The organism is Pseudomonas sp. I8001 (assembly GCF_013385345.1).
Lineage (GTDB): Bacteria > Pseudomonadota > Gammaproteobacteria > Pseudomonadales > Pseudomonadaceae > Aquipseudomonas.
The window spans coordinates 62,619-86,362 of the sequence record NZ_JACAQC010000043.1 but is presented as its reverse complement, the minus strand read 5'-3'; the positions used below and the strand labels follow the sequence as shown (position 1 = coordinate 86,362).

16 protein-coding genes, 1 other RNA gene and 1 pseudogene are annotated in these 23,744 nt (G+C 57.1%); 10 read left to right on the top strand and 8 right to left on the bottom strand.

The features are described 5' to 3' along the window. Position 1: 1 nt before the first annotated feature. From zorA to HX839_RS25625, 4 genes are read left to right on the top strand one after another with little or no spacing between them, the layout of a single operon-like run. Positions 2-2,350, top strand: a complete 2,349-nt coding sequence (gene zorA / locus HX839_RS25640) for an anti-phage ZorAB system protein ZorA (RefSeq protein ID WP_177067908.1) — start codon at positions 2-4, stop codon at positions 2,348-2,350. Continuing rightward, positions 2,350-3,093: an OmpA family protein gene (locus HX839_RS25635; RefSeq protein WP_120125144.1), complete on the top strand. Its 744-nt coding sequence runs from the start codon at positions 2,350-2,352 to the stop codon at positions 3,091-3,093. Before zorA ends, HX839_RS25635 begins: the two co-directional genes overlap by 1 nt. Further along, positions 3,090-5,252, top strand: coding sequence for an EH signature domain-containing protein (locus tag HX839_RS25630; protein ID WP_177067883.1), 2,163 nt, complete (start codon positions 3,090-3,092; stop codon positions 5,250-5,252). Before HX839_RS25635 ends, HX839_RS25630 begins: the two co-directional genes overlap by 4 nt. Before the next feature lie 7 nt (positions 5,253-5,259). Beyond that, positions 5,260-8,289 carry a DEAD/DEAH box helicase gene (locus HX839_RS25625; protein WP_177067907.1) on the top strand — a complete coding sequence of 1,010 codons (3,030 nt, stop codon included), beginning with the start codon at positions 5,260-5,262 and terminating at the stop codon, positions 8,287-8,289. Between the two features lie 101 nt (positions 8,290-8,390). Here the strand turns inward: HX839_RS25625 and HX839_RS25620 are convergent. The 5 genes and pseudogenes from HX839_RS25620 to HX839_RS25600 all read right to left on the bottom strand — a co-directional run bounded on the left by HX839_RS25620 (position 8,391) and on the right by HX839_RS25600 (position 15,376). Then, positions 8,391-9,646, bottom strand: a pseudogene (locus tag HX839_RS25620) (integrase domain-containing protein). Positions 9,647-9,833: 187 nt separating this feature from the next. After that, positions 9,834-10,227, bottom strand: a transfer-messenger RNA (tmRNA) gene (gene ssrA, locus HX839_RS25615). 102 nt (positions 10,228-10,329) lie between these two features. Continuing rightward, positions 10,330-10,614: a hypothetical protein gene (locus HX839_RS25610; RefSeq protein WP_008436825.1), complete on the bottom strand. Its 285-nt coding sequence runs from the start codon at positions 10,612-10,614 to the stop codon at positions 10,330-10,332. Between the two features lie 186 nt (positions 10,615-10,800). Further along, positions 10,801-13,611 carry an FAD-binding and (Fe-S)-binding domain-containing protein gene (locus tag HX839_RS25605; RefSeq protein WP_177067882.1) on the bottom strand — a complete coding sequence of 937 codons (2,811 nt, stop codon included), beginning with the start codon at positions 13,609-13,611 and terminating at the stop codon, positions 10,801-10,803. 70 nt (positions 13,612-13,681) lie between these two features. After that, positions 13,682-15,376 (bottom strand): lactate permease LctP family transporter, encoded by a 1,695-nt coding sequence (locus HX839_RS25600; protein WP_003212243.1) that lies wholly within the window; start codon positions 15,374-15,376, stop codon positions 13,682-13,684. Positions 15,377-15,637: 261 nt separating this feature from the next. Between HX839_RS25600 and HX839_RS25595 the strand changes: the two genes are divergently transcribed. Further along, on the top strand, positions 15,638-16,405 hold the full coding sequence (locus tag HX839_RS25595) for an FCD domain-containing protein (protein WP_003212240.1): 768 nt from the start codon (positions 15,638-15,640) through the stop codon (positions 16,403-16,405). Between the two features lie 55 nt (positions 16,406-16,460). Here the strand turns inward: HX839_RS25595 and smpB are convergent, their stop codons facing one another. Continuing rightward, entirely contained in the window at positions 16,461-16,943 is a 483-nt protein-coding gene (gene smpB, locus HX839_RS25590) for an SsrA-binding protein SmpB (protein WP_003212238.1), read from the bottom strand. 168 nt (positions 16,944-17,111) lie between these two features. Between smpB and HX839_RS25585 the strand changes: the two genes are divergently transcribed. Then, positions 17,112-17,546: a type II toxin-antitoxin system RatA family toxin gene (locus tag HX839_RS25585; protein WP_177019335.1), complete on the top strand. Its 435-nt coding sequence runs from the start codon at positions 17,112-17,114 to the stop codon at positions 17,544-17,546. Further along, positions 17,539-17,853: an RnfH family protein gene (locus HX839_RS25580; protein ID WP_177009217.1), complete on the top strand. Its 315-nt coding sequence runs from the start codon at positions 17,539-17,541 to the stop codon at positions 17,851-17,853. The genes HX839_RS25585 and HX839_RS25580 overlap by 8 nt, the downstream gene beginning before the upstream one ends. 62 nt (positions 17,854-17,915) lie before the next feature. On the opposite strand, the gene HX839_RS25575 is transcribed toward HX839_RS25580, so the two are convergent. Continuing rightward, positions 17,916-18,443, bottom strand: a complete 528-nt coding sequence (locus HX839_RS25575) for an outer membrane protein assembly factor BamE (protein WP_003212232.1) — start codon at positions 18,441-18,443, stop codon at positions 17,916-17,918. Between the two features lie 98 nt (positions 18,444-18,541). Here HX839_RS25575 and fur point away from each other — a divergent pair, with 98 nt between their 5' ends. After that, the gene (fur, locus tag HX839_RS25570) at positions 18,542-18,946 is read left to right on the top strand and encodes a ferric iron uptake transcriptional regulator (RefSeq protein WP_003212228.1); all 405 of its coding nucleotides are present in this window, start codon (positions 18,542-18,544) and stop codon (positions 18,944-18,946) included. A gap of 96 nt (positions 18,947-19,042) precedes the next feature. Here the strand turns inward: fur and recN are convergent, their stop codons facing one another. Next, a complete protein-coding gene (gene recN / locus HX839_RS25565) occupies positions 19,043-20,716 on the bottom strand; it encodes a DNA repair protein RecN (RefSeq protein ID WP_087693402.1) in 1,674 nt (557 codons plus the stop codon). Between the two features lie 253 nt (positions 20,717-20,969). On the opposite strand from recN, the gene grpE reads away from it, so the two are divergent. Together grpE and dnaK are read left to right on the top strand one after the other, a co-directional pair. After that, positions 20,970-21,530 carry a nucleotide exchange factor GrpE gene (gene grpE, locus HX839_RS25560; RefSeq protein WP_003212224.1) on the top strand — a complete coding sequence of 187 codons (561 nt, stop codon included), beginning with the start codon at positions 20,970-20,972 and terminating at the stop codon, positions 21,528-21,530. 102 nt (positions 21,531-21,632) lie between these two features. Continuing rightward, positions 21,633-23,549, top strand: a complete 1,917-nt coding sequence (gene dnaK / locus HX839_RS25555; protein ID WP_003212222.1) for a molecular chaperone DnaK — start codon at positions 21,633-21,635, stop codon at positions 23,547-23,549. Positions 23,550-23,744 lie beyond the last annotated feature (195 nt).

Here is a 23,744-nt window from a genome sequence, read left to right as displayed (position 1 = left end):
TATCATGGAATTCTTGAATCACCTGTTGCCCAACTTTTCCTTGCTGAAGAGCGGTAGTACCGAGGCCCTAGGTGTCGTGTTCTGGTTGATCATGGCGGCACTTTTCACCTATTCGGTCATCTCTTTGATTCGCAGCGGGCTGAGCTTTAGGGCGCGCATGCGTGCGCTGAACACCCTTGTCGCTGGACAGACTCGTGAAAACCTGGCCCTGAATCGTCGAGAGACCTTGCAGAAAGCGCTTGGGCTCAAGGTCAAGCGAGTCGGTGTACTGTGGCACGAGTTTGACGACAGCCTGGTTAGCTCTAGTGATCACAAACAGTTGTTCAACACTCTAGATGCTGAGCATTTCTTCAATGCGCGCACTCTGGCTCCGGGCCTGAGCGGAAGTCGGTTTTTCGGTTCGCTGCCTGGTTTATTGGTCGGTTTGGGCGTGCTGGCCACGTTTGTGGGCCTGACCATCGGCCTGTCTAAGCTGAAGTTAGACAGCAGCGGAGGAGTAGATCAGTTACGGGCAGGAATCTCCGTGATGATCCAGGGCGCAGCTGTTGCTTTCATGGCATCGGTATGGGGCGTTGGGTTTAGCCTAGTGCTGAACTTGATCGAGAAGATTACCGAGCGCTGGGCGTTAGGTCGGATACATGATCTTCAGCACCAGATCGACGCGCTGTATCCACTGATTCCTGCCGAGCAGTCGCTGGTACATATCGCGGATTACAGTCGCGAAAGCAAGGAAGCCCTTCAGGAATTGCACGAACGTATCGGTGATCGCCTGCAGGAAAGCCTTGTAGGTATGAGTGAGGCGATGCAGACGGCACTCACCGATGCGTTGAACAACATAATGGCACCTGCCATTCAGACGCTCGTCAGCACTACCAGTCAGCAATCCACCCAAGTGCTTGAACAGTTGGTAAGCAACTTCACACAAGGACTGACCTCGGCTGGGCGTGAGCAGGGCAATCTGATGCAGCAGGCTGCTGCGGATGTGAACACCGCTGTGGGTAGCATGACGCAGCAACTGAACCAGCTGTTCCAGAGTTTGAGCGACCAGCAGGGACGCCAACAAGAAGTCGTCCGTCAGCAAAACGGAGAGTTTCAGGACCAGCTGAAGCAACTATCCAATTCAGCTGATCAGCGCCAGCAGCAATTGGAGACGCGTTTCAATGAGCTGATGAGCGGGTTGACGGGGCAACTGGACATACAACTCAGCTCCGTCGAAAGACGGGATGAGGAGCGCCAATTGTTGTTCGAACGCATTCTGGCCGAGGCCAGTGCGAGCCAGTCCGCGTTGCTTGAGAAGTCCGCCAGCGCCAGCCGTGAGCAGCTGAAGGCCATGACCGAGGCCGGCAATGAGCAACACAGGAGCCTGGAGACAGTTTTCTCGCGATTGATGATGACGATGAACTCCCAGCTGGATTCGCAGATGGGCGCTGCAGAAACACGTGAGCAAGAGCGTGCCCAGCGTCACGAGCATCAACAGGCCGCTTCACTGGCCCAACAGCAGCAATTGATTGGTAGCCTAGGGCAAACCAGCCAGCAGCAAATCAACGCTATAGCTGAGACCGCTTCTGCTCAGCAGCAGGCATTGGAAGTCACAGTCGGTAAATTGTTGGGTAACTTCAGTGAGCAGATGGCAGGCCATGGGCAGCAAGCGGAACATCGCGAACAATCGCGTCAGCAGCGTTTTACCGAGCAGTTGGAAAACATGGCGCTGCAACAACAGGCGCTTCTTGAGGGTATAGCCACGGCCGTTCAGGCGACTCAGCAGCAGAGCAGGCAGATGACTGAACAACATCTGCAACTGATGGGCCGCCTACAGCAAGCCAGTGAAGCTGCCGCTGTCAGCAGTCGGCATATGGATAGTAGTGCCAACCAGCTCGGCCTGCTTTCGACCAATGTTCGCCAAGCGGCTGAATTGCTCGGCCAGCGCTTGGAGAGCGTGACGCATCGTATCGAGTCTGCGGGTGAGCAGAACGCTCAGCTGGCTGGCCACTTACAGAGCCAGGCCGCTGCGTTGGCACAACTTCAAGGCGCCCTGCTGGAAAGTGCACAGCGCTTCGAACAGGCCGCCACCGAGGCGCGAAACGGATTTGGTGAGATGGGGAGCCATCAGCAGGAATTCCTCGCGGGTGTGCGTGGCGAGTTCACGGCCCTAGGGGAGGTGCTGCGTAGCCAGGTACAAGGCATAGAGCAGCAAGCAGAACAATGGTTGCGCAATTATTCCAGCGAGGTGCGTGATCAGGTGCATGAGCGCATGGACCAGTGGAACAAAGAGACTATGAGCTTTGCCAACCAGATGCATGCCGTAGTGAAGGTGATTAACGACGTGGTCGATGAGCTGGAGGCCCGCTGATGCGCTGGCGTAAATCTAATGACGTTCCAATGGAGGATGAAGATCCGTACTGGAAGTCCTTCGTAGATATCATGTCGGCCCTTCTAGTGCTATTTATCCTCGCTTCAGTTGTTCTGATTCTTCAGTTGATGGAGAAAAGCGCGGACTTCGATCAGCAGGTCGAGCAACTGAAAAAGGCAGAAACGGTTCGACAACAGATTCTCGATGAAGCAGTCGAAAAGCTGCGACAGCGGGGCATCAAGGTAGAGGTTAGTGAAAACCATACGGTGTTGCGTATTCCCAACGAATTACTTGGCTTCGATACTGGCGCTTACGAGATCCAGCCGCGTTATCAACAAACGGCACTGGAGATTGGTGAGGTCATCAATCAGGTGGTTAGCCAGGATGACCGCATCAACTATCTCGACACCATTTTTATCGAAGGCCATACGGACAACCGTCCGTTTCCTGGCTTCATGGGGAAAGGTAACTGGGGGCTTTCGACGTTTCGCGCAATCTCGCTTTGGCAATTCTGGAGCACTGAGATACCTGAGGCTGAGCGCCTGAACCGGCTGAGTAACCAGGATGGCGAACCACTGTTTTCAGTTAGCGGTTATGCAGAGACTCGACCCGTGAGCAAGCAGCAACGAGGTGAAGAGGATTATCGGCTTAACCGCCGCATTGACATCCGTTTCACTATCCGTCGCCCGCAGAGTGCTGATTATGAGGCAGTCAAGACCTTGCTTGGGAATTCCGGCCAGTGAAGCTGCCGCCGATAGACAACAGCCCCGGTGAATGGCCGCCTACAGTCATTGAGGGTTGGGTACGGCTAGTGGAAAAGGCCAATCGGATGAAGGCCAAGGTGGGGGGGAGTAGTGCGTTCGAACGAATGCTCGCTCAATTTCGCGACATGGCTGGCAGCGGGCGTTTCGACGGACTTAAAGAGTTGCTGACGCGTCGACTTGGCGCGAGGGCGCTGACTTGGCTCTGGTTGCATGACGAAGTTGTAGGTTTCCGACTGTTCAATGCGCGAATGCTCGATGTGCTGATTGAGCACCAGAAGCCTCGACTTAGCCGACTGACGTTAATCCAGCTGATCCAGCTGTACTTCCGCCATTTCGATCATTTGGACGAGCGCGAAAAACAGGCAGAAAGCAGCTTACGTGGTCGATTGGAACTTCATTTGTTGGACCAGCTAAAGCGAATGCCTGCGCCACGCCAGGCATTCGGTAGTGATTCACTCGTAACCCTTAGACGGGAAGGTGAGTGGCTACTGACGCTTGATGGCCCACTGATTTTGGTGAAGTCAGTCCGCAGTAAGGGGGAGGAGCTGGGCCAGACCTTTGAAACCCTTGGTCTAAGTGGCTTCGATGTCGGGCGTTATGGCGATATTTGTCGCGCGCACTACTATCTCGAAGTACTACGCCAGCTGCACCCTGGAGAATGGGATGACGTGCTTGATGAGTTGCTCAAACCTTCGGTGAGTAAGGCTCCTTATGAGGGCGACAAACGAATAGGTCATGCCGCCTTGGAGATAATGATCGACCGATCGGGGGACGATCCCGGTGACGCTTGGCAGAACTTCTTCCTCACTCTCGCCGGCGACCCGAGAATTGCCAGTTCAGCGCAGAACTTCCGTGAATGGTGGAAGCCATTAGGCGAGGAGCGCATTGCCAAGGTCTGTGGCTGGCTGTCCAAAGAGGACTTGCGGTTGTTCTTGCAGGCAGTCGAACAGTATGGCTTGGAATCGGGAAAGGAAGATCTCAAGCGAATGTTCCCGGCGCGCAAATTGTTTTTGGAGGGTTTGTTCAGGCTCGGATTGATCCGGCACACGAGACTGATGCTCGGTCGCAGTGCCAAGCATTCCGTAAAGCGTATTCTCGGGGGCGAGGTAAAAACCAGCTTCGCGAGCATGGACTCAATCATGAACGACAAGGCTGTGATCTATCTGGACTGCGGCGATTTCCATCTGGTCGAGGGGTCACACAGCTTCAAGATCTGGGTGTATCTCGGCCAGCCTGGGCACTGGATCAAGTCTTACGAACGCAATCAGTTTTCGCATTACGATTTGACCACGTCGTTGCCGGGGCAGTACAAGGCTGCCTACCCGACTCTTCCCTACGAGGCGGTAACCCACAATGGCTCTTGGCAACGAAAGGTATTCGACTTCCTGGCGGAAAACGGTATTTCAGTGGATATCGAGAAACTGCTGAGCCGATCTGAGTACAAGGCATATCTGAGCAAGTACGGCATGCCGGTTGTGGGTTGGAAGAAAGCGCGAGTTGAGCCCCTGGCGCAACAAGGCACAACGCCTGATTTAGCCCTAGCCACCAAGCCATCAACGATTGCGTCTGTGGTGGAGCAGCGTGTGGTTATGCCACGTGTAATGACGGAATACGCTCACGCTTCGGTGGTGCCTGGTACCGTCGACAAGGAGCTGACCGATAATCAGCTGTCCATTTTGACTTATCTGGCCGATCATCCAGGAAGTTTGATGGGAGATATCCGCCGGGCTTTAAAGGGAGATGAGGCGCTCTTTTATGAGATTCAGGACAGCCTCCGCGGAAGCCTTTCAACGTACGTACAGCAAAATGGTGCCTTCCAATGGTCATTGTCCGACAAGGGCAATGCATTGCTGCGTAAAACCGCTTTAGCATCGGTAGCGGCGAAAGTAGTTCGGTCACCTGTAGCCATTGACTTAGGGCGACTTGGAGTATTTGAGTTACAGGTGCTCTGGTATTTCAAAGAGAACCCGGGGGACAAGGTTCGACACGCGGCAAATGTGCTGGGGGTCGATGCACGTGAAATTAATCGGGTGCTCAATGGGCCCTTAAAGAGTGCGTGCGAGCAAGGCAGTGGCTTCTGCTGGTCGGTAAAAAAAGAAGTTTCTTTGGCATTGGATCGCCAGCCGGCGGGGAAGTGAGATGATCATGGGACTAGCTGACATCTTCAAAAGCTTGCTGGGGGAAGGGGGGGTAACGCTAAGTAACCAGCAGGGCTTCTCCCACGCGGCGGACTCGGATGGTGTGAATTTCTATCTGGAAAAGACAGCGTATACAGCGTTGTTGGAGGGAAAGGGTAATTCCTTGCAGAAGGTCCAGATGGTCGTTCTGCGCATGATGCAGGAGCAGGGCATAGCTGAGCCCCTGGCCAATGGATTCCATGTTGCTGCCGAGGACGTTGCAGGCACGGATGAAGAGCAGGCGGAAATTCTTCGGCTGCCGCGACGCTTCAACATGACCTTCGCCAGTAAGATCGGTGGTAGAACGGGGAATAGCGGTTTCCGCATTGATCTGGCGGTTCTATCCGAGTCCGTTGAAGTACCTTTCACTCGCAAGGGGCCACTGCTTTTTCTCACTTCAACAGAGTCCTATCGACTGACCCCGGCCGAGTTGATGGGTTTGATGGCTTGGGAACGCCACCAGAATTTGCTTCCCGAGCAACGAGGGGAGGCAGCCAATCTGCGTATGATGGCCGAGCTGCAGACTGCGGCTCGTAGTGGTATGCGTATCGACCTCAGTCATTTCGACAGGCTGGATGTGGTGGTGCCTGAAAATATCGGTGTCATTGCAACTCGATTGCTCGATGGCAGCCTAATGCTCAGCCCCAGCTTGGGAGATGGCTCTACGCCGGACCAATTAGAGAAGCGCTGGTCGCAATTGGATATAGGGGCCGATGGCGGCGTGTTGCGAATCGACAATCGCGTGGTGCTTCTCGAGCCGCAGAAAATGGCGGCGATCAAGGAGGTGCTGAGTAACAAGCGTATTCCTGCTGACAAAGTGGCCGAGTTCATCGCTACTCCCAGTGCTTTCCTGGATGCGGCCCTGGTCAATCTCGATCTTGGTTTCTCAATTCGTGTCACCGGAATCGGCAAGCTCCAGCACATGGAGTTTGGTGACCTGGACAATCGGAAGAATGACTGGTTCGCGCTTGACTCACGGCCGGCGCCCGTAGAGATCATTCCGACCCTGGTGCAATCCGAAGAGGACTTGGTACGCTTCACCGAAGTCTACAAGGCTGCCAAGGAGCAGGGCGCAGACAGCATGATTTTCGCCGGAGAAGTCATTGATATCTCCGACCATGTTCGAATCGATGAGCTGCTGAAGAAAGTCGAGAGGTCCTTGGTAGACCCGGAAACCGACTTGCCTTCTGATGAGGAGCCATCGGTGGGTCCGAAGGAGCGAGTCAGCGTACTGCTGCACGATGCCGACGAGATCAACAGTGCTTTGCTGTGTAAGGCAAGTGAGGCCAAACCGGCGCATGAGCCTAATTGGGGAGCCTATGCTCGCCAGCCGTTCCCGCACCAGCGGGAGGGTGTCGAATGGATGCTTGGGCTGCTGGAGTCGGCAGTTCAGGATGATCATGGTGATCTATACCGGCTTCAGGGTGGACTGCTGGCCGACGACATGGGCCTTGGCAAAACTTACATGTCATTGGTGACGGTGGGTGAATACCTTGCCCGTCAGAAAGTTGCGGAACGTGCGCAGAAGCCAGTTCTGGTCGTGGCACCCTTAAGCCTCCTGGAGAATTGGGAGGATGAGGTCAATCAAACTTTCAAGGGCATCCCTTTCCGGGACATCGTGGTACTACAGTCGGGAAGGGATCTGAGTCGCTTCAAGGTCAAGGGGGCTGAGCGGGAGTCGGCACAGCTGGCTTCTCTGATTGATGAGGATGGAGTGATGGCTGACGATGCCATTCGTTACGCTCTTTCTATCGGCCCGGAGGCTGGGGTACATCGCCTGGACATGGATCGCCGCCTTGTACTGACCACTTATCAGACACTCAGGGATTATCAGTTTTCACTGTGCAGGATTGACTGGGGCTTGGTGATCTTCGACGAAGCGCAGAACATCAAGAATCCCAATGCTGCGCAGACGCGAGCGGCAAAAGGACTGAAGGCGGATTTCAAGCTGCTGGCAACTGGCACACCAGTCGAGAACAGCCTGGGGGATTTCTGGTGCCTGATGGACACCGCGCAGCCAGGCATTCTCGGAGGATGGGGCCAGTTCCGCGATAGCTGGATCAAACCAATCCTGTCCGCAGCAGAGGATGAAAAGGATGAGATAAGGCGGAAGTTCGGCGCGGGGCTACGCGAGGCCGTCGGCAGGTTTATGCTCCGTCGCATCAAGGAAGATCAACTGAAGGGGCTTCCCAGCAAGACCATCCATAGCGGTGTGGAGCAGCCGAAGGGCGGCCAGCAGCTACATGCGGCACATCTTTCCGTTTGTATGAAGGGTACCCAGCTACAGGCGTACGATGCAGTACTAAATGATTTTCGTGCTCGACGTGCGACCGAGGACATGCGAGGTACTGCACTGGCGGCATTGGCCCAGTTGCGTGAGATCTCGCTCCATCCGCGTCTTCGCGAAGAAACAAAACTGATGGCCAGCAGTGCCAGCGAGGCGCGCGCAAACATGGCGCAGTCGGGGAAGTTGGCAGTGCTGCTGGAGTTACTTGATCGTATCCGGCAGAACGAAGAGAAGGTCATTTTGTTCATGGTCACCAAGCGGCTTCAGAGAATCCTGAAGCTTTGGTTGGACCAGATCTATGGACTGGATGTGGCAGTTATCAATGGTGACACGGCAGCAGTTGCAAAGAAATCTGACGAGTTGACTCGCAAGAAACTGATCACTGTTTTCGAATCGAAGCCTGGTTTCAACGTGATGATCATGTCACCAGTAGCTGCAGGGGTTGGATTGACAGTGGTTGGTGCCAACCACGTTGTGCACTTGGAGCGCCACTGGAACCCTGCAAAGGAAGCGCAGGCATCTGACCGAGTCTATCGAATTGGTCAGAAGAAAGACGTGCACATTCATCTTCCTGCTGTACTACACCCGCAATTTGATTCGTTCGATGTTCATTTGGATCGCCTACTTCGAGGCAAGCTGATGCTAAAGGATGCGGTCGTGACGCCTGAAGCGGTTAGCGAGAGTGAGATGATTCAATCCATGGGGCTCTAGCTGACTCTACACAAAGGTAATCAGGAACTGCTGTTAACCAATCTCGCCGAGTAGCGACGCAGTCCAAGTCAGCGCCGTTGTCACTGCTCTTGTAGCGCCAATCAGCGGATTGGTACCACATTCCTGTCTCTGGCTTGACCGTATGCCGAAGCGAGTAGGCTACCGGTGGCAGCTTTCTGGATATACTCACTCCACCAGGCCATCATCGGGCGCCGGCGTTCGATGTAGTCGGCTCGGTTGTAGGCACTGCGTACCTCATCCTTGTCGACGTGCGCCAGTGCGACCTCAATGAGCTCCGGGTCCCACCCATGCTCATTCAAGATGGTACTGGCCATCGAGCGCATGCCGTGACTGACCAAGCGATCCTGGAAGCCCATGCGTTTCAACGCCATGTTGGCGGTCTGGCTATTGGCATGGGTGCGCGGATTTCTGTCTGCCGGGAAGACGTATTCGCGATGGCCGCTGTGAGTCTTCAATGACTTCAACAGTGCGACAGCGTGATCACTCAACGGGATGCTGTGTGGGCGGCGCTTCTTCATCCGCTCCGGTGGGATAGCCCAGACACGCCTTTCAAAGTCGATGTCAGCCCAGCGAGTAGTCGCCGCCTCGGCAGGGCGAGTCATGGTGTGCAACTGCCATTCGATCAGGCATCGGGTCGTGCGTTTGATGCTGGCGTTCGCGATCTCCAGCATGAGTTCGGGGAGCTCCTCGGGTGGAAGCGCAGCCATGTTTTCTTTCTTGGGCTTCTTGAATACTGCCCTGATACCGCTGAGAGGGTTGGCGAAGATCAGGCCGGAGTTCACACCGTAGGTCATGATCTCGTTAGCCGCTGGCTAAGACGCTTGACTGTCTCCAGGCTGCCTTTCGCTTCGATTGGACGAAGCAGCTCGATCACCATCGGCGCGGTAATTTTCGCGAGTGGTGTCGTCTTCAAATCGGGGAGCACGTGCAGCGTGAGCGATCGCCAAATGTCCTCGGCGTAGGCCGGGGTGACCGAGTCTTTTTTGAGCTCGAACCAGGCGGTGGCTACGTTCTCGAAGGTGTGTTCCGTTTCTGCGCGCTTGGCTTCATTCAGCGTATTGCGCTGCACCTTCGGATCGATGCCTTGGGCGAGCAGCTCGCGCGCTTCGACTGCTTTCTTTCGTGCGTTCGCCAGTGACAGTTCGGGGTAGGTCCCGAAGCCGATATTGATGCGCTTTTTGGTGAGCGGTTCGCGGTAGTTGAAATTCCACAGCAACGAGCCGTTGCTGCGTACGCGGAGCTGCAAACCGTCACCGTCAGTGAGGACGTAATCCTTGGACGCGGGTTTGACTCCCTTGAGCTGTCGATCGGAGAGGCGAAGGTTTTGGGCTGGCATGAGATTGTCCTCAGGCACTGATTCGGCATTCCAAAGATTAGCACCGGATGGCCTGGAATACCGTTTGGAATACCCGAATGGCTGGAACTCAAAAAATCTCAGAAGACCGCAAAAGCGATGGAAGCCGCGTTTTTACTGGGTTTCAGGCACAAAAAAAGACGTCCGTGGACGTCTTTGATTGATCATTTGGTGGAGCCGGGGGGATTTGAACCCCCGTCCGCCAGTACTCCGCTGTCGGTACTACATGCTTAGCCGTTTCTATTAAGTTAACCCTCAGCGACCCGAAGGGCAGGGTGCTTTGGGCGAGTTGTGTAAGTTTTAGCCGCTTCGTCCACAACGTACTGCACGGCGATTCTGTTCTATATGACAATCACTTTGGGTTTACAGACATCCCCTGATGATTGCTGGACCCGAAGGTACCAGGAGGGAAGGGCTAAGGCTGCTTACGCAGCGAGAGCGTATTCCCCGTAGGTTTCGTCATTGGCAACTATAAGAAGTTGCAACAGTGGATTTACGAGTTCTGTTACCAACTCGGCATGCACCTAAAGTTTCGCAACCGGCGTCGAATCCTAAACGGCCCCGTGCTTGTAACTCGTTGTTTCTTAGTGAGTGACAAGCCTGTGCAGTGTACGTCAATCGGTCACAGAAGGCCAACCCGAAGGTTGGCCTGAGCAATCAGCGAGTCACTGATTGCCGCCTTTGTCCGAGTCTTGCAGGCTTTGCAGGGCCTTGGAGGTGATCTCGATGCATTTCTTGTCATCGCCTGCCGCATGGGCTGCCTTGGCTTGGGAAACGGCGGTGTCGATTTCGCCAGATTTGCCGCTGGTGTCGGTGGCGAGCAACGCTTTACCGTTGTTGATTTTGTCCAGGTTGATTTGGCACAGATCGTCTTTTGTTCCGGCCGCAAACGCGGGGGAGGCCAGCATCGCAGCGGTAATGAACAAACCAGCAAGAGCGGAACGCTTCATGGGTATCTCCTTGTGCAAATAGGGCTCGATGCTGCCGGTTTTCCGTGCAGCCAGCGAGGTCACTGATGAGCCTCGTTTGTCGAGGCCTATGCAGAGGACTACGCCGGCGCGCAGGGGTTCTGTTTTGTCGCTGGATTAGTCGAAAAACCCCGAAATCATTAGGTTTTGCACCCAAAGAGGGCGGCCCTAGTGGGCGCGCGCCTGGGTTACTCGATCCACCAGGTACACCAGGCCGTGGTAATCAATTCCACCGTGTTGTGTCAGGCCAATCTCACACGTACGGCTGGTGGAGATGCCCTCGCTGCAATACTGCACGGCGTCCTTCAGGCTGCGCAGTGAGTGCGCGTTCAGCTCTGGCGTGGTGAAGCCTTTGTCGCCGGCAAACCCGCAGCAATGAATGCCTTCGGGGATCACCACGTTTTTGCTGCACTGCCTGGCCAGGTCGATCAGCGCCTGGCTCTCTCCCAGGTGTTGGGTGCTGCAGGTGACGTGCACGGCGATCGGGGCTTCCTGGGGGGTGAAGTCGAGGCGGTCCATCAGGTGCGTGCGGATAAAACGCACGGGGTCGTAGAGGTCGAGACGGGTTTCGGCCAGGTCCTGGACCAGGCGCAGGGTGCACGGGCTGGTATCGCAGTAGATCGGATCGAGGCCGCCACGGCTGGCGTGGAGCAGGGCGCCGATCAGTTCCTGGCGTTTGTGTTCGGCTTGTTCGGCGTAGCCCTTGGATGCGAATGGTTGGCCGCAGCAGAGGTTGTCCTGATTGTCGGGGAAGACTACCTGGTAACCGGCTTTTTCCAGCAGGCCACGGGTTTTGTCGTACAGCGACATCTGTTCGTGGTCGCCGGCTGCCGGGCCCATCGCGCGTGATACGCAGGCGGCGAGGTACACCACGCGGGGTCGCTCATCGCTCACGGCGGGGCTGAAGCGAATGGCCTTTTCCGGTTGCGGCATGGCGTTGGTCCATTGGGGGATTTGCCCCTTGGACAGCCGGGTTACCGTGGCCGAGAGCTTCGCCAGTCGCGGAGCGCCCAGCAGCATGCGCGCACCGTTGGCCACGTGCAGGGTGAAGCGCGCACCTTGCAGTGCCGTGGCGAAATGCGCCGACAGCCATTCGGCGGTTTTCGTACGGTCGGCGTCGCGGCTGCGCAGCTTTTTCACCAGGTCGCCGGTATTGATTCCCACGGGGCAACGCTGAGCACAAAGCCCGGTCGCCGCGCAGGTGTCGATGCCCTGGTATTGATAGGCCGCTTCCAGTTCAGTGGTGTCGATACCGGCGCGTTTCCTGGCCTGGATATCACGCCAGATCACAATGCGCTGGCGCGGGCTCAGGGTCAGTCCTTTCGACGGGCAAACTGGTTCGCAGAAACCGCACTCGATGCACTTATCCACAAGCTCGTCGGCGGCGGGCAGTGGCTTGAGGTGCTTGAGGTGGATTTGCGGGTCTTCGCTGAGCACCACGTCCGGGTTGAGAATGCCATTGGGGTCAAGCAGGCGCTTGAGCTGCCACATCAATTGGTAGGCATCGCTGCCCCATTCCAGCTCGACGAAGGGCGCCATGTTGCGACCGGTGCCATGCTCGGCCTTCAGCGAGCCGCCAAACTCCACGGCCACCAACTGGGCGACGTCTTCCATGAATGCCTGGTAGCGTGCGACTTCTTCCGCGCTGTTGAAGCCTTGGGTGAACACAAAGTGCAGATTGCCTTCCAGGGCGTGTCCGAAAAGGATCGCTTCGTCGTAGTGATGTTTGTCGAACAGCTCGATCAGGCGATTGACGCCAATGGCCAGTTGTTCCACCGGGAAGGTCACGTCTTCGATAATCACGGTGGTGCCGGTTTTACGCACGGCGCCCACGGCGGGGAAGGTGTCTTTGCGAATCGCCCACAGGCGCGCGTTTTCCACCGGGTCTTCGGTGAAGTCGACTTGTTTCTCCACTGGGAAGCTGGCCAGGGAAGCCATGATCAGCGCCAGTTGCTCATGGAGCAGCGAGGGCGAGGCGGCGCGGGATTCGATCAGCAGGGCGCAGGCATTTTCCGATAGCTGCTGTACGAAAGCCGGCATGCCGGGTTTGTCCTGCACCGAACGCATGCTGCGGCGGTCCAGCAGTTCAACCGCTGAAACAGGTTGGGTTTTGAGTACGGTCACCGCGTTGCAGCAGGTTTCCACATCGGGGAACACGATCAGGGCCGAGGCTTTGTTCGGGTGATCGATCACCGTGTCGTAGGTCACTGCGCTGATAAAACCCAGGGTGCCTTCGGAGCCGACCAGCAAATGGCTGAGGATATCCAGTGGCTCGTCGAAATCCACCAGGGCGTTGAGTGACAAGCCGGTGGTGTTTTTCAGACGGTATTTGTGGCGGATTTTTGCAGCCAATTCGGCGTTGGCCCGGGTTTCTCGACCGAGTGCCGCCAGGCGGTCAAGCAGCTCGCCATGGCGTTGGCGAAAGGCCGCAACGCTGGCCGGATCTTCCGTGTCCAGGCGGCTGCCGTCGGCCAGCACCAAGCGAATTCCTGCCAGGGTGTGGTAGGTATTCTGGGCCGTGCCGCAGCACATGCCGCTGGCGTTGTTGGCGACGATGCCGCCAATTTTGCAGGCATTGATCGACGCCGGGTCCGGGCCGATCTTGCGCCCGAACGGTGCCAGCCAGGCGTTGGCCTGTGCCCCGATCACGCCGGGCTGCAAGCGGATTTGTGTGCCCTGGCCGCGAATCTCGCGCCCGTTCCAATTGTCCCCCAGCACGATCAGTACCGAGTCGCTGATGGCCTGTCCCGAAAGGCTGGTGCCCGCCGCACGAAAGGTCACCGGCACGCGGTCGCGCTGGGCCAGTTGCAGCAGGGCCACCACTTCATCTTCCGATTCAACCCGGATTACCAGTTGTGGGATCAGTCGGTAAAAGCTGGCGTCGGTGCCGAACGCGAGGGTGGAAAGTGGATCGTCGAAACGACGATCTTTCGGGATCAGTTGTGCGGCGTCGCTCAGAAAAGCAGCAGGCAGGCTCATCGGTCCTCCAGAAATAGCAGACGCCGGAATCGCTGCCCGGCGTCGGTTCTTACCCTATCGCGTGCAGGTCTTAGTGCACCAGCATACCGGTGAACCAGTAAGCCTGGGCCAAGGTGATCAGCCCGACGATCGTCGCGAAAAACAGGCTGTGCTTGAGGGTAAAGCGGAACAGGTCGGATTCCTTGCCCACCAGGCCAGTGGCGGCGCATGCCACGGCGATCGACTGCGGCGAGATCATCTTGCCGGTCACGCCGCCGCTGGTGTTCGCCGCTACCAGCAAGGTGTCGTTGACGCCGATCTGGTGCGCGGTGGTGGCTTGCAGCGAGCTGAACAGTGCGTTGGATGAAGTATCAGAACCCGTCAGGAATACCCCGAGCCAGCCAAGGAATGGCGAGAAGAACGGGAATGCCGCGCCGGTAGCCGCCAGCACCAGGGCCATGGTTGATGACATGCCCGAATAGTTGGTGACGAAGGCAAAGGCCAGCACCATGCCGATGGAAAGGATCGGCCAGCGCAGCTCATAAAAAGTTTCTTTCAAGGTGGTCAGACCAGTTTTGAAATCAATCTTCAGCACCAGCATCGATACCAGGGCGGAGAAGAAAATCGCCGTGCCGGTGGCGGAAATCGGATCAAGCTTGAATACCGCCGGGATGGCTGTCGGGGTGGCAACGATGGGCGCGACCTTGATCACCAGTTGATCCAGGTGCGGGATCGCAAAGTTGAATACCGAGCTGTACATCGCGCCGCCGGCGGCGAACATCGCCTTGAACGGCTTGAGGGTCCAGATGGTGACCAGCACGGTCAGGATCAGGAACGGCGACCAGGCCTTGAAAATTTCCCCCAGGCTGTAAGGCGAAGCCAGGGTGTTGCGAGGCAGGCCAAAGCCACCGGCGCTGGCAGTGACGGCAGTGCCGGACGTTGCGCCAACGATTTGCGCGCCGGCACTGCGCTTGGGCTGCCAGACTTTCAGGAACAGGGTCAGGGAAATCAGGCTGGCCAGGGCCGAGGTGATGTCCGGCAGTTCCGGGCCGATGTAGTTCGAGGTGAAGAACTGGGTAACGGCGAAGCTCAGGCCCGCAACCAGCGCGGCAGGCCAGGTTTCCTTGACGCCGCGCAGGCCGTCCATCATGAACACCAGCCAGAACGGCACGAACAGCGACAGCAGCGGCAGCTGGCGACCGGCCATGGCGCCGATCTTGAACGCGTCGATCCCGGTCACTTGCCCGGCCACGATGATCGGAATCCCCAGTGCGCCGAACGCAACGGGGGCGGTGTTGGCAATCAGGCACAGGCCGGCGGCGTACAGCGGGTTGAAACCCAGGCCTACCAGCAGTGCGGCGGTAATCGCCACCGGTGCGCCGAAACCGGCGGCGCCTTCCAGGAACGCGCCGAAGCAGAAGCCGATCAGCAGCACTTGCAGGCGCTGGTCGTCGGTAATCGACAGCACGGAGCTGCGGATGATTTCGAACTGGCCGCTCTTGACCGTCAGTTTGTACAGGAATACGGCGGCGACGATGATCCAGGCGATTGGCCATAGGCCGTAGGCGAAGCCATAACCGGCGGCGGCGAGCGCCATGTCGACCGGCATCTGGAAGGCAAAGATCGCCACCAGGATCGACAGTGCCAGGGTGATGCTGCCCGCAACGTGGCCTTTGAGGCGAAACACCGCCAGGGCCAGGAAGAAAAATACGATGGGAATGACGGCGGCCAGTGCGGACAGGCCGAGGCTGCCGAGCGGGCTGTAGAGCTGTTGCCAGGTTTGCATATGGGGTGGCCCCTAATTGTTGTTGGTCAGGCACTGCTTGGATGATTTGGGTAATTGGTATTACCAATTTACAATCACCGTTGGCTAGGTTAAAAGCCTTCTGGGGGATGTGTCAATTTGCCGCTTGTGAATCTTTGGTCGTAGGTCGGGGTTGGTGGGTGCTGATTGGCTTAAACGAGGGCGTTCTGATAGGTGCCGGATACGCGGCGATAGGCCAGAATAGGGGCCCCGGCGAGTGGTCGGGATGGTGGAGAGTGAGTTATGGGGTTTGATCAGGTGCGTCAGCGCCGTTTGTCTGACGACATCGTCGAGCAGCTTGAGGGCATGATCCTTGAGGGCACGCTGAAGTCTGGCGAGCGCTTGCCGGCCGAGCGCGCACTGGCCGAGCAGTTCGGGGTGTCGCGTCCGTCGTTGCGTGAGGCGATCCAGAAGCTGGTGGCAAAAGGTTTGCTGATCAGTCGCCAAGGTGGTGGCAATTATGTGGTGGAGTCGCTGGGTTCAACCTTCAGTGATCCGCTGCTGCATCTGCTGGAAAATAATCCGGAGGCTCAGCGTGATCTTCTGGAGTTTCGTCAGACCCTGGAGGCCTCGTGCGCGTATTACGCAGCGTTGCGTGCCACTGAGGTGGACCGCGAGCGGCTAACGGCAGCGTTCGAGGAGTTGCAGGATTGCTACACGCGGTCGGATGAAGTGAGCCGGGCGGAAGAGGGCGCGGCGGATGCGAGGTTTCACCTGGCCATCGCCGAGGCCAGCCATAACGCGGTATTGCTGCACACCATTCGTGGCCTGTTCGACCTGCTCAAGCGCAACGTGGTGACCAACATTGGTGGCATGTACCAGCAGCGTACGGAGACCCGCGACATGCTGATCAATCAGCATCGGGACCTGTACCTGGCGATTATCGAGGGGCGTGCCGAGCAGGCACGGGAAGTATCAACACGTCACCTGCTGTATGTGCAGGAAGTGCTGGAGGAAGTGCGGCAGGAGGTTCAGCGCATGGCCCGGGCGGAACGGCGCAAAGGGATGTAGCAAATGCTGTGGATGAGGGAGCGGGCTCCGTCATCCACATCAAGTCACAAGAAAGTCAGTCTTCCTTGCCCTTGTTGCGCACGGCACGCTGCAATTCCCGGTTGGAATCGCGCTCGCGCTCGGTATCACGCTTGTCGTATTCCTTCTTGCCCTTGCCCAGTGCGATCTCGCACTTGACCAGGTGCTTGCTCCAGTACCACGACAGGCAGACACAGGCGTAGCCCTTTTGCTGCACAGCGGCGTGGAGTTTTTCCAGCTCGCGGGCATTGAGCAACAGCTTGCGCGTGCGCACCGGGTCGGCGATCACGTGGGTGCTGGCGGTCATCAGCGGCGTGATATGACTGCCGAGCAGCCATGCCTCGCCGTCTTTGAGCAGCACATAACTGTCGACCAGCTGCAGCTTGCTGGCACGCAGACTTTTTACTTCCCAGCCGGCCAGGACCAGACCAGCCTCGAAACGATGTTCGATGAAGTAATCGTGTCGCGCCTTTTTATTTTGCGCGATGGTCCCTGTTGGGTGTTTCTTTTGTTTAGCCATAGGGGCGGCATTATAGGGAGTTGCGAGCGCGTCGGCTACGGTCAACCTGCGTGCTTGAGCGTGTTGAATGAATCCCGGACAATGCAGGCTGGTTTTTGATTTTTTTCTTTCGCGAATCCTGTTGTCCTTTCGCGATGTTTGCCGCTCAGCTGTGGAAATAACGCTCACATGACGACGCATATTCAACGTTCGGCCCTGCTGCCTTATCCGGCACAGGCGCTCTATGACCTGGTCAACGACGTGGCGCGTTACCCGGAGTTCCTGCCTTGGTGTTCGACTGCCGAGGTGTTGGAGAACAGTGATGAGCACATGGTTGCCAGCGTGGGGGTGGCAAAGGGCGGCTTGAGCCAGCACTTTGTCACGCGCAACACGCTGGTGCCCGGGCAGTCCATCGAGATGAATCTCGAAGAAGGTCCGTTCACTCAGTTGCACGGTGTGTGGGTGTTCAAGGCGTTGAACGAGAAAGCCTGCAAGATCAGCCTGGACCTGTCGTTCGACTATGCCGGCCCTATCGTGCGTGCCACCCTGGGGCCACTGTTCAATCAGGCGGCGAATACTCTGGTGGACGCGTTTTGCCAGCGCGCCAAGCAAATGCATGGCTGAGCCATTGGTTGAAATCGAGGTGGTGTACGCCGCGGTGGATCGCCAGGTGTTGATGAGCCTGGCAGTAGCGCCGGGCTCAACCCTCAGGGCCGCAGTGTTGGGCTCGGGAATGGCTGCGCAATTTCCGGAGCTGAATCTGCAGGATTGCCCCTTGGGGATTTTCGGCAAGGTGGTGGCAGACGCTGACGTGCGTGTGGTGCAGGCTGGAGACCGAATCGAGATCTATCGGCCATTGCTCGCAGATCCGATGGAGATACGTCGTTTGCGTGCGGCCAAGGCTGCCAAGGCAAAACAGCAGAATTCATAGCTTGAGAAACGGCAGACAACAAAAAGCCCGGCATGCCGGGCTTTTTATCGAGCGTTACAAACTTACTGCGGGCTGGCGTCCAGAGGTTCTGGAGTTGGCACCGGAACGGTTTGCACGCCGTCGACGCCTTTCTGGATCTCGTCCAACAACGAGCCAGGCTTGGCCGGTACTTCGGACTTCGGCTTCTCCTCGTTCTGCGCGGGCGCAGGAGCGGTGGTGCCGTTGTCCTTGCCCAGCAAGGCTTCATCGCGGCTTACGCCCGGTTTGAAGTCCCCAGACAGGCTGACGAGCTGGTCATTGCCATTGAAGATGACACTGACCCGCTCCTGCTGGCGTTCACCGCCACCAGGTTGGATGCTATAGAGATAATCCCAGCGATCGGCATGGAATGTGTCGGTCAGCAGGGGATTGCCCATGATAAACCGTACTTGCCGTCGGGTCATTCCCGGGCGTAACTGGTCTATCATGTCCTGCGTGACGACATTGCCCTGCTGGATGTCGATTTTGTAAACCCCGGGGAATGAACAACCGGCGAGTGCGAGCAGTCCCACAAAGGTGAAACTGGTTAGCAAGAGCTTGGTGTTTTGCATCGGTGGGCGACTTCCACTATCTTGGCTGGGACAACGTAAACGCCGATCATACCCGTATTAAGAGAAGCTGCGAAGCAGCATCCGCGAGAAAGCTAACCATGGTTGAAAATAGCGAACTACGCAAAGCCGGTCTTAAAGTGACTCTGCCACGAGTCAAGATTCTACAAATGCTCGATTCTGCTGAGCAGCGCCACATGAGTGCCGAGGATGTATACAAGGCGCTGATGGAGTCTAACGAGGACGTCGGCCTGGCCACGGTTTACCGTGTTCTGACCCAGTTTGAAGCAGCAGGACTGGTGGTTCGTCATAATTTCGACGGCGGTCATGCAGTGTTCGAATTGGCCGACGGCGGTCATCACGACCACATGGTTGACCTGGATACCAATGAGGTTATCGAGTTCACCAGTCCGGAAATCGAGAAGCTCCAGCATATGATCGCTGAGCAGCATGGATTCGATTTGGTGGACCACAATCTGGTTCTCTACATACGTAAGAAAAAGTAAGAAAGCTACGCAGATTCGCTCTGCGAAACGATCGAAGGCGACCCTAGGGTCGCCTTCGTGCTTTCTATAGAAAGAAAATACTCAGTAAGCCAGGCTTCAGACCTTCGCGGTTACCACCATTTTTTTCGCGTGAGCCAAGGACTCCTTGGTCAGGTCGATGCCGCCGAGCATCCGCGCCACTTCTTCTACCCGTTCGGTCTTGTTCAGCTTGGACACGGCGGTATGGGTCGCATCGCTGCCTCGCACCTTGTGCACGAACAAGTGCTGATGCCCTTGGGCGGCTACTTGTGGCAAGTGGGTAACGGTCAGTACCTGGCCGCGATCGCCCAGCCGGCGCAGCAACTGGCCCACGATCTCGGCAGTCGGGCCGCCGATCCCTACGTCCACTTCATCGAATACCAGCGTTGGCACGCGAGAGGTCTGGGCGGTGATCACCTGAATCGCCAGGCTGATCCGCGACAGCTCGCCGCCGGAAGCTACCTTTGCCAGTGCCTTGAGTGGCTGGCCCGGGTTCGCGCTGACCAGCAGTTCTACCTGTTCAAGGCCGTTGGGCAGCAGTTCATTGCTGGTGTTAGTGTGCAACTCGATGGTGAAGCGCCCGCCGGGCATGCCCAGGCGCTGGATTTCCTGCTCCACCGCGCTGGCCAGGCCGGTCGCTGCCTGATGGCGCAGGTCGCTGAGTTCTCGGGCTTTCTCGTGATAATGGCGAGCAAAGGACGCCAGCTCTTCACCCAGTCGCTCGATGGATTCGTCGTTTGCGTTCAGGGTTTCAATTTCATCCAGCAGCTTTTGCTGCATGGTTGCGACTTCGGTCGGCTGGATCCGGTGTTTGCGCGCCAGGGTGTAGATGGTGTCCAGGCGCTCTTCTATATCCTGCAGGCGGGCTGGGTCGGCGTCGAAGTGATCGAGAAAGCGGTTCAGCTCGCCCACGGCTTCTTCTACCTGGATTTGCGCGCTGGTCAGCAAGGTGGTGGCTTCGTTCAGCGAGCCTGATGCGTTATTCACGCTGGATAGCCGGTTCAGGCTGGCAGTCAGGGCGTTGAGCACATTGCCGGAGTCACTTTCGCTGCACTGCTCCACTACTTGCCGACAGATACCCAGCAGGGTTTCGGCGTTGGTGAGGTTCTTGTGTTCCTGTTCCAGTTGCTCCAGTTCCGTCTCGCCGAGCCCCAGGCTTTCCAGTTCTTCCAGTTGGTAGCTGAGCAACTGGTGACGGGCGCGCTGCTCATCGCCGGAGTTGGAGAGGCGCTCCAGCTCCTGGCGGGTCTGGCGCCAGCGCTGCGCAGCCAATTGCACCTGGCGCGCAAGGTCCGTGGCGCCGGCGTACTCGTCGAGGAGTCGGCGATGGGTGTCGGTTTTCAGCAGGGACTGGTGTTCATGCTGGCTGTGGATATCGATCAGCAGTTCGCCCAGGGCTTTCAAATCGCCGAGCGGGCAGGGCGTGCCATTTATATAGCCGCGGGAGCGCCCTTCGGCCGTGATCACCCGGCGCAGGATGCACGGGCCTTCATTGTTAAGGTCGCGCTCGGCAAGCCAGGCCTCGGCTTCCGGGATATCGGCCAGGTCAAAGGTGGCGAGGATATCGGCCTTGTCGGCGCCCGGGCGTACCACTCCGCTGTCGGCGCGATCACCCAGGGTCAGGCCCAGGGCGTCGAGCATGATCGACTTGCCGGCGCCGGTTTCGCCTGTGATTACGCTCATCCCGCGATCCAGTTCAAGATCCAGATGTTCAACGATGGCGTAGTTATGTACGGACAGGTGCACCAGCATGACGGCCGCTCCCAGGCTTTAGGTCTGGTTATTTATACAGTGTTTTGTTTGGAGGTGACAATCCTGATGCTTAGTCCGATTTGCTTGAATAAATCGCTTTTTAAGCGCAACAGGGAATGATTGATAAGAATTGATCCAGGACAAGTGAAAGACTTTTGGTAACGCCTCAACCCTTGAACCTGAAAATTGTGGCCCCATATACCGGAACAGAAGCGCGAGTCGAGTTCGCGCATGATTTTGAAAGGAGAAATCTATGGCTGACGAACAGACGCAGGATACGCAAAATCCAGACGCCAACCAGGCCGCGGGTGAAGACCTGGCCGCTCGTGTGCAAGTGCTCGAAGAGCAATTGGCAGGCGCACAGGATCAATCGTTGCGTGTTGCCGCCGATCTGCAGAACGTCCGCCGCCGCGCCGAGCAGGATGTAGAAAAAGCTCACAAATTCGCCCTGGAAAAATTTGCCGGTGATCTGTTGCCGATCATCGACAGCCTGGAGCGTGGCCTTGAGCTGTCCAACCCGGACGACGAAAACATCCGCCCAATGCGCGAAGGGATCGAACTGACCCTGAAAATGTTCCAGGACACCCTGAAGCGTTATCAGCTGGAAGCCATCGATCCGCAAGGCGGCGAGCCGTTCAATGCCGAGCATCACCAGGCAATGGCGATGCAGGAAAACGCTGATCTTGAGCCGAACAGCGTATTGAAGGTGTTCCAGAAGGGTTACCAGCTCAACGGTCGCTTGCTGCGCCCGGCAATGGTTGTGGTGAGCAAGGCTCCTGCACCGGTTGCACCTTCTATTGATGAGCAGGCTTGAAATAAGTCGTAACGGCCCCATCTATAAGTCAAGCGTTTAAGTACTGCCGCAGTTAGCCACCACTGCTGCGGCAAAAAAATCTAAGTTTCGGGAGAGTAAATCATGGGCAAAATTATCGGTATCGACCTGGGGACTACCAACTCCTGCGTCTCCGTGCTGGAAAACGGCGTATCCAAAGTTATTGAAAACGCCGAAGGCGCACGCACCACTCCGTCCATCGTGGCTTATGCCAACGACGGCGAAATCCTGGTGGGCCAGTCCGCCAAGCGTCAAGCTGTGACCAATCCGCATAACACCCTGTACGCGGTGAAGCGTCTGATCGGTCGTAAGTTCGACGAAGAAGTCGTACAGAAAGACATCAAGATGGTCCCGTACAAAATCGCCAAGGCTGACAACGGTGACGCCTGGGTTGAAGTGAACGGCCAGAAAATGTCGCCGCCACAAATCTCGGCTGAAATCTTGAAAAAGATGAAGAAAACCGCCGAAGACTACCTCGGTGAAGCCGTGACTGAAGCGGTGATCACCGTTCCGGCCTACTTCAACGACAGCCAGCGCCAGGCGACCAAAGACGCCGGCCGCATTGCTGGCCTGGACGTGAAACGTATCATCAACGAACCAACCGCAGCCGCTCTGGCCTACGGTATGGACAAGGCCAAGGGCGACCACACTGTGATCGTTTACGACCTGGGTGGCGGTACCTTCGACGTTTCCGTGATCGAAATCGCTGAAGTCGATGGCGAGCACCAGTTCGAAGTGTTGGCCACCAACGGTGACACGTTCCTGGGCGGTGAAGACTTTGACATTCGTCTGATCGACTACCTCGTTGACGAATTCAAGAAAGAAAGCGGCATGAACCTCAAGGGTGACCCGCTGGCCATGCAGCGCCTGAAAGAAGCCGCTGAGAAAGCCAAGATCGAACTGTCTTCGAGCAATTCGACCGACGTGAACCTGCCGTACATCACTGCAGACGCTACCGGTCCTAAGCACTTGAACGTGAAAATCTCCCGCGCCAAGCTGGAAGCGCTGGTAGAAGACCTGGTTCAACGCACCATCGAGCCTTGCCGCATTGCGCTGAAAGACTCGGGTATCGACGTTGGCGCGATCAACGACGTGATCCTGGTGGGCGGTCAGACCCGTATGCCACTGGTTCAGAAGCTGGTGACCGAGTTCTTCGGTAAAGAAGCGCGTAAAGACGTGAACCCGGACGAAGCAGTTGCCATGGGTGCTGCCATCCAGGGCGCGGTATTGGCCGGCGACGTGAAAGACGTTCTGCTGCTGGACGTAAGCCCGCTGACCCTGGGTATCGAAACCATGGGCGGCGTGATGACTGCGCTGATCGAGAAAAACACCACGATTCCTACCAAGAAATCGCAAGTGTTCTCGACTGCCGACGACAACCAGGGCGCCGTGACCATTCACGTGCTGCAAGGTGAGCGTAAGCAAGCCGGTCAGAACAAGTCCCTGGGCAAGTTCGACCTGGCCGAGATTCCACCAGCACCACGTGGCGTGCCGCAAATTGAAGTGACCTTCGACATCGACGCCAACGGCATTCTGCACGTAGGCGCCAAAGACAAGGCCACCGGCAAGACTCAGTCGATCGTGATCAAGGCTAACTCGGGTCTGTCCGAGGAAGAAATCCAGCAGATGATCCGTGACGCTGAAGCCAACGCTGACGAAGACCGCAAGTTCGAAGAGCTGGCCGCTGCCCGTAACCAGGGTGATGCACTGGTTCACTCGACTCGCAAAATGATCGCTGATGCTGGCGACAAAGTGACTGCTGAAGAGAAAACTGCAATCGAAGCCGCAGTAGTTGCCCTGGAAGCCGCCGTTAAAGGCGACGACAAGGCTGCTATCGAAGCCAAGGTTGAAGAGCTGTCGAAAGTCTCTGCGCCAGTGGCTCAGAAAATGTACGCCGAACAAGGTCAGCCGGCTGACGGTGCTGCACACCAGGCAGAACCTGAAGCCAAGCACGACGACGTTGTCGATGCCGAGTTCGAAGAAGTCAAAGACCAGAAGTAACTTGGTCGCCCGGTTGACCGCTCACAAGCGGTGACTGGTAGGATGTCGCCGCGCGGGAGCTTGCTCCCGCGTTGGCGTGTCTGGGGTACGCGAATTTTTACAGCATGCGACAACGCTCGGATGCTGGCGGTGTGATCGGGAATGCTCCTGCTTTCCGGACGACAGTCACCGCGTTTTTGGCCGGTTTCCGGTTGA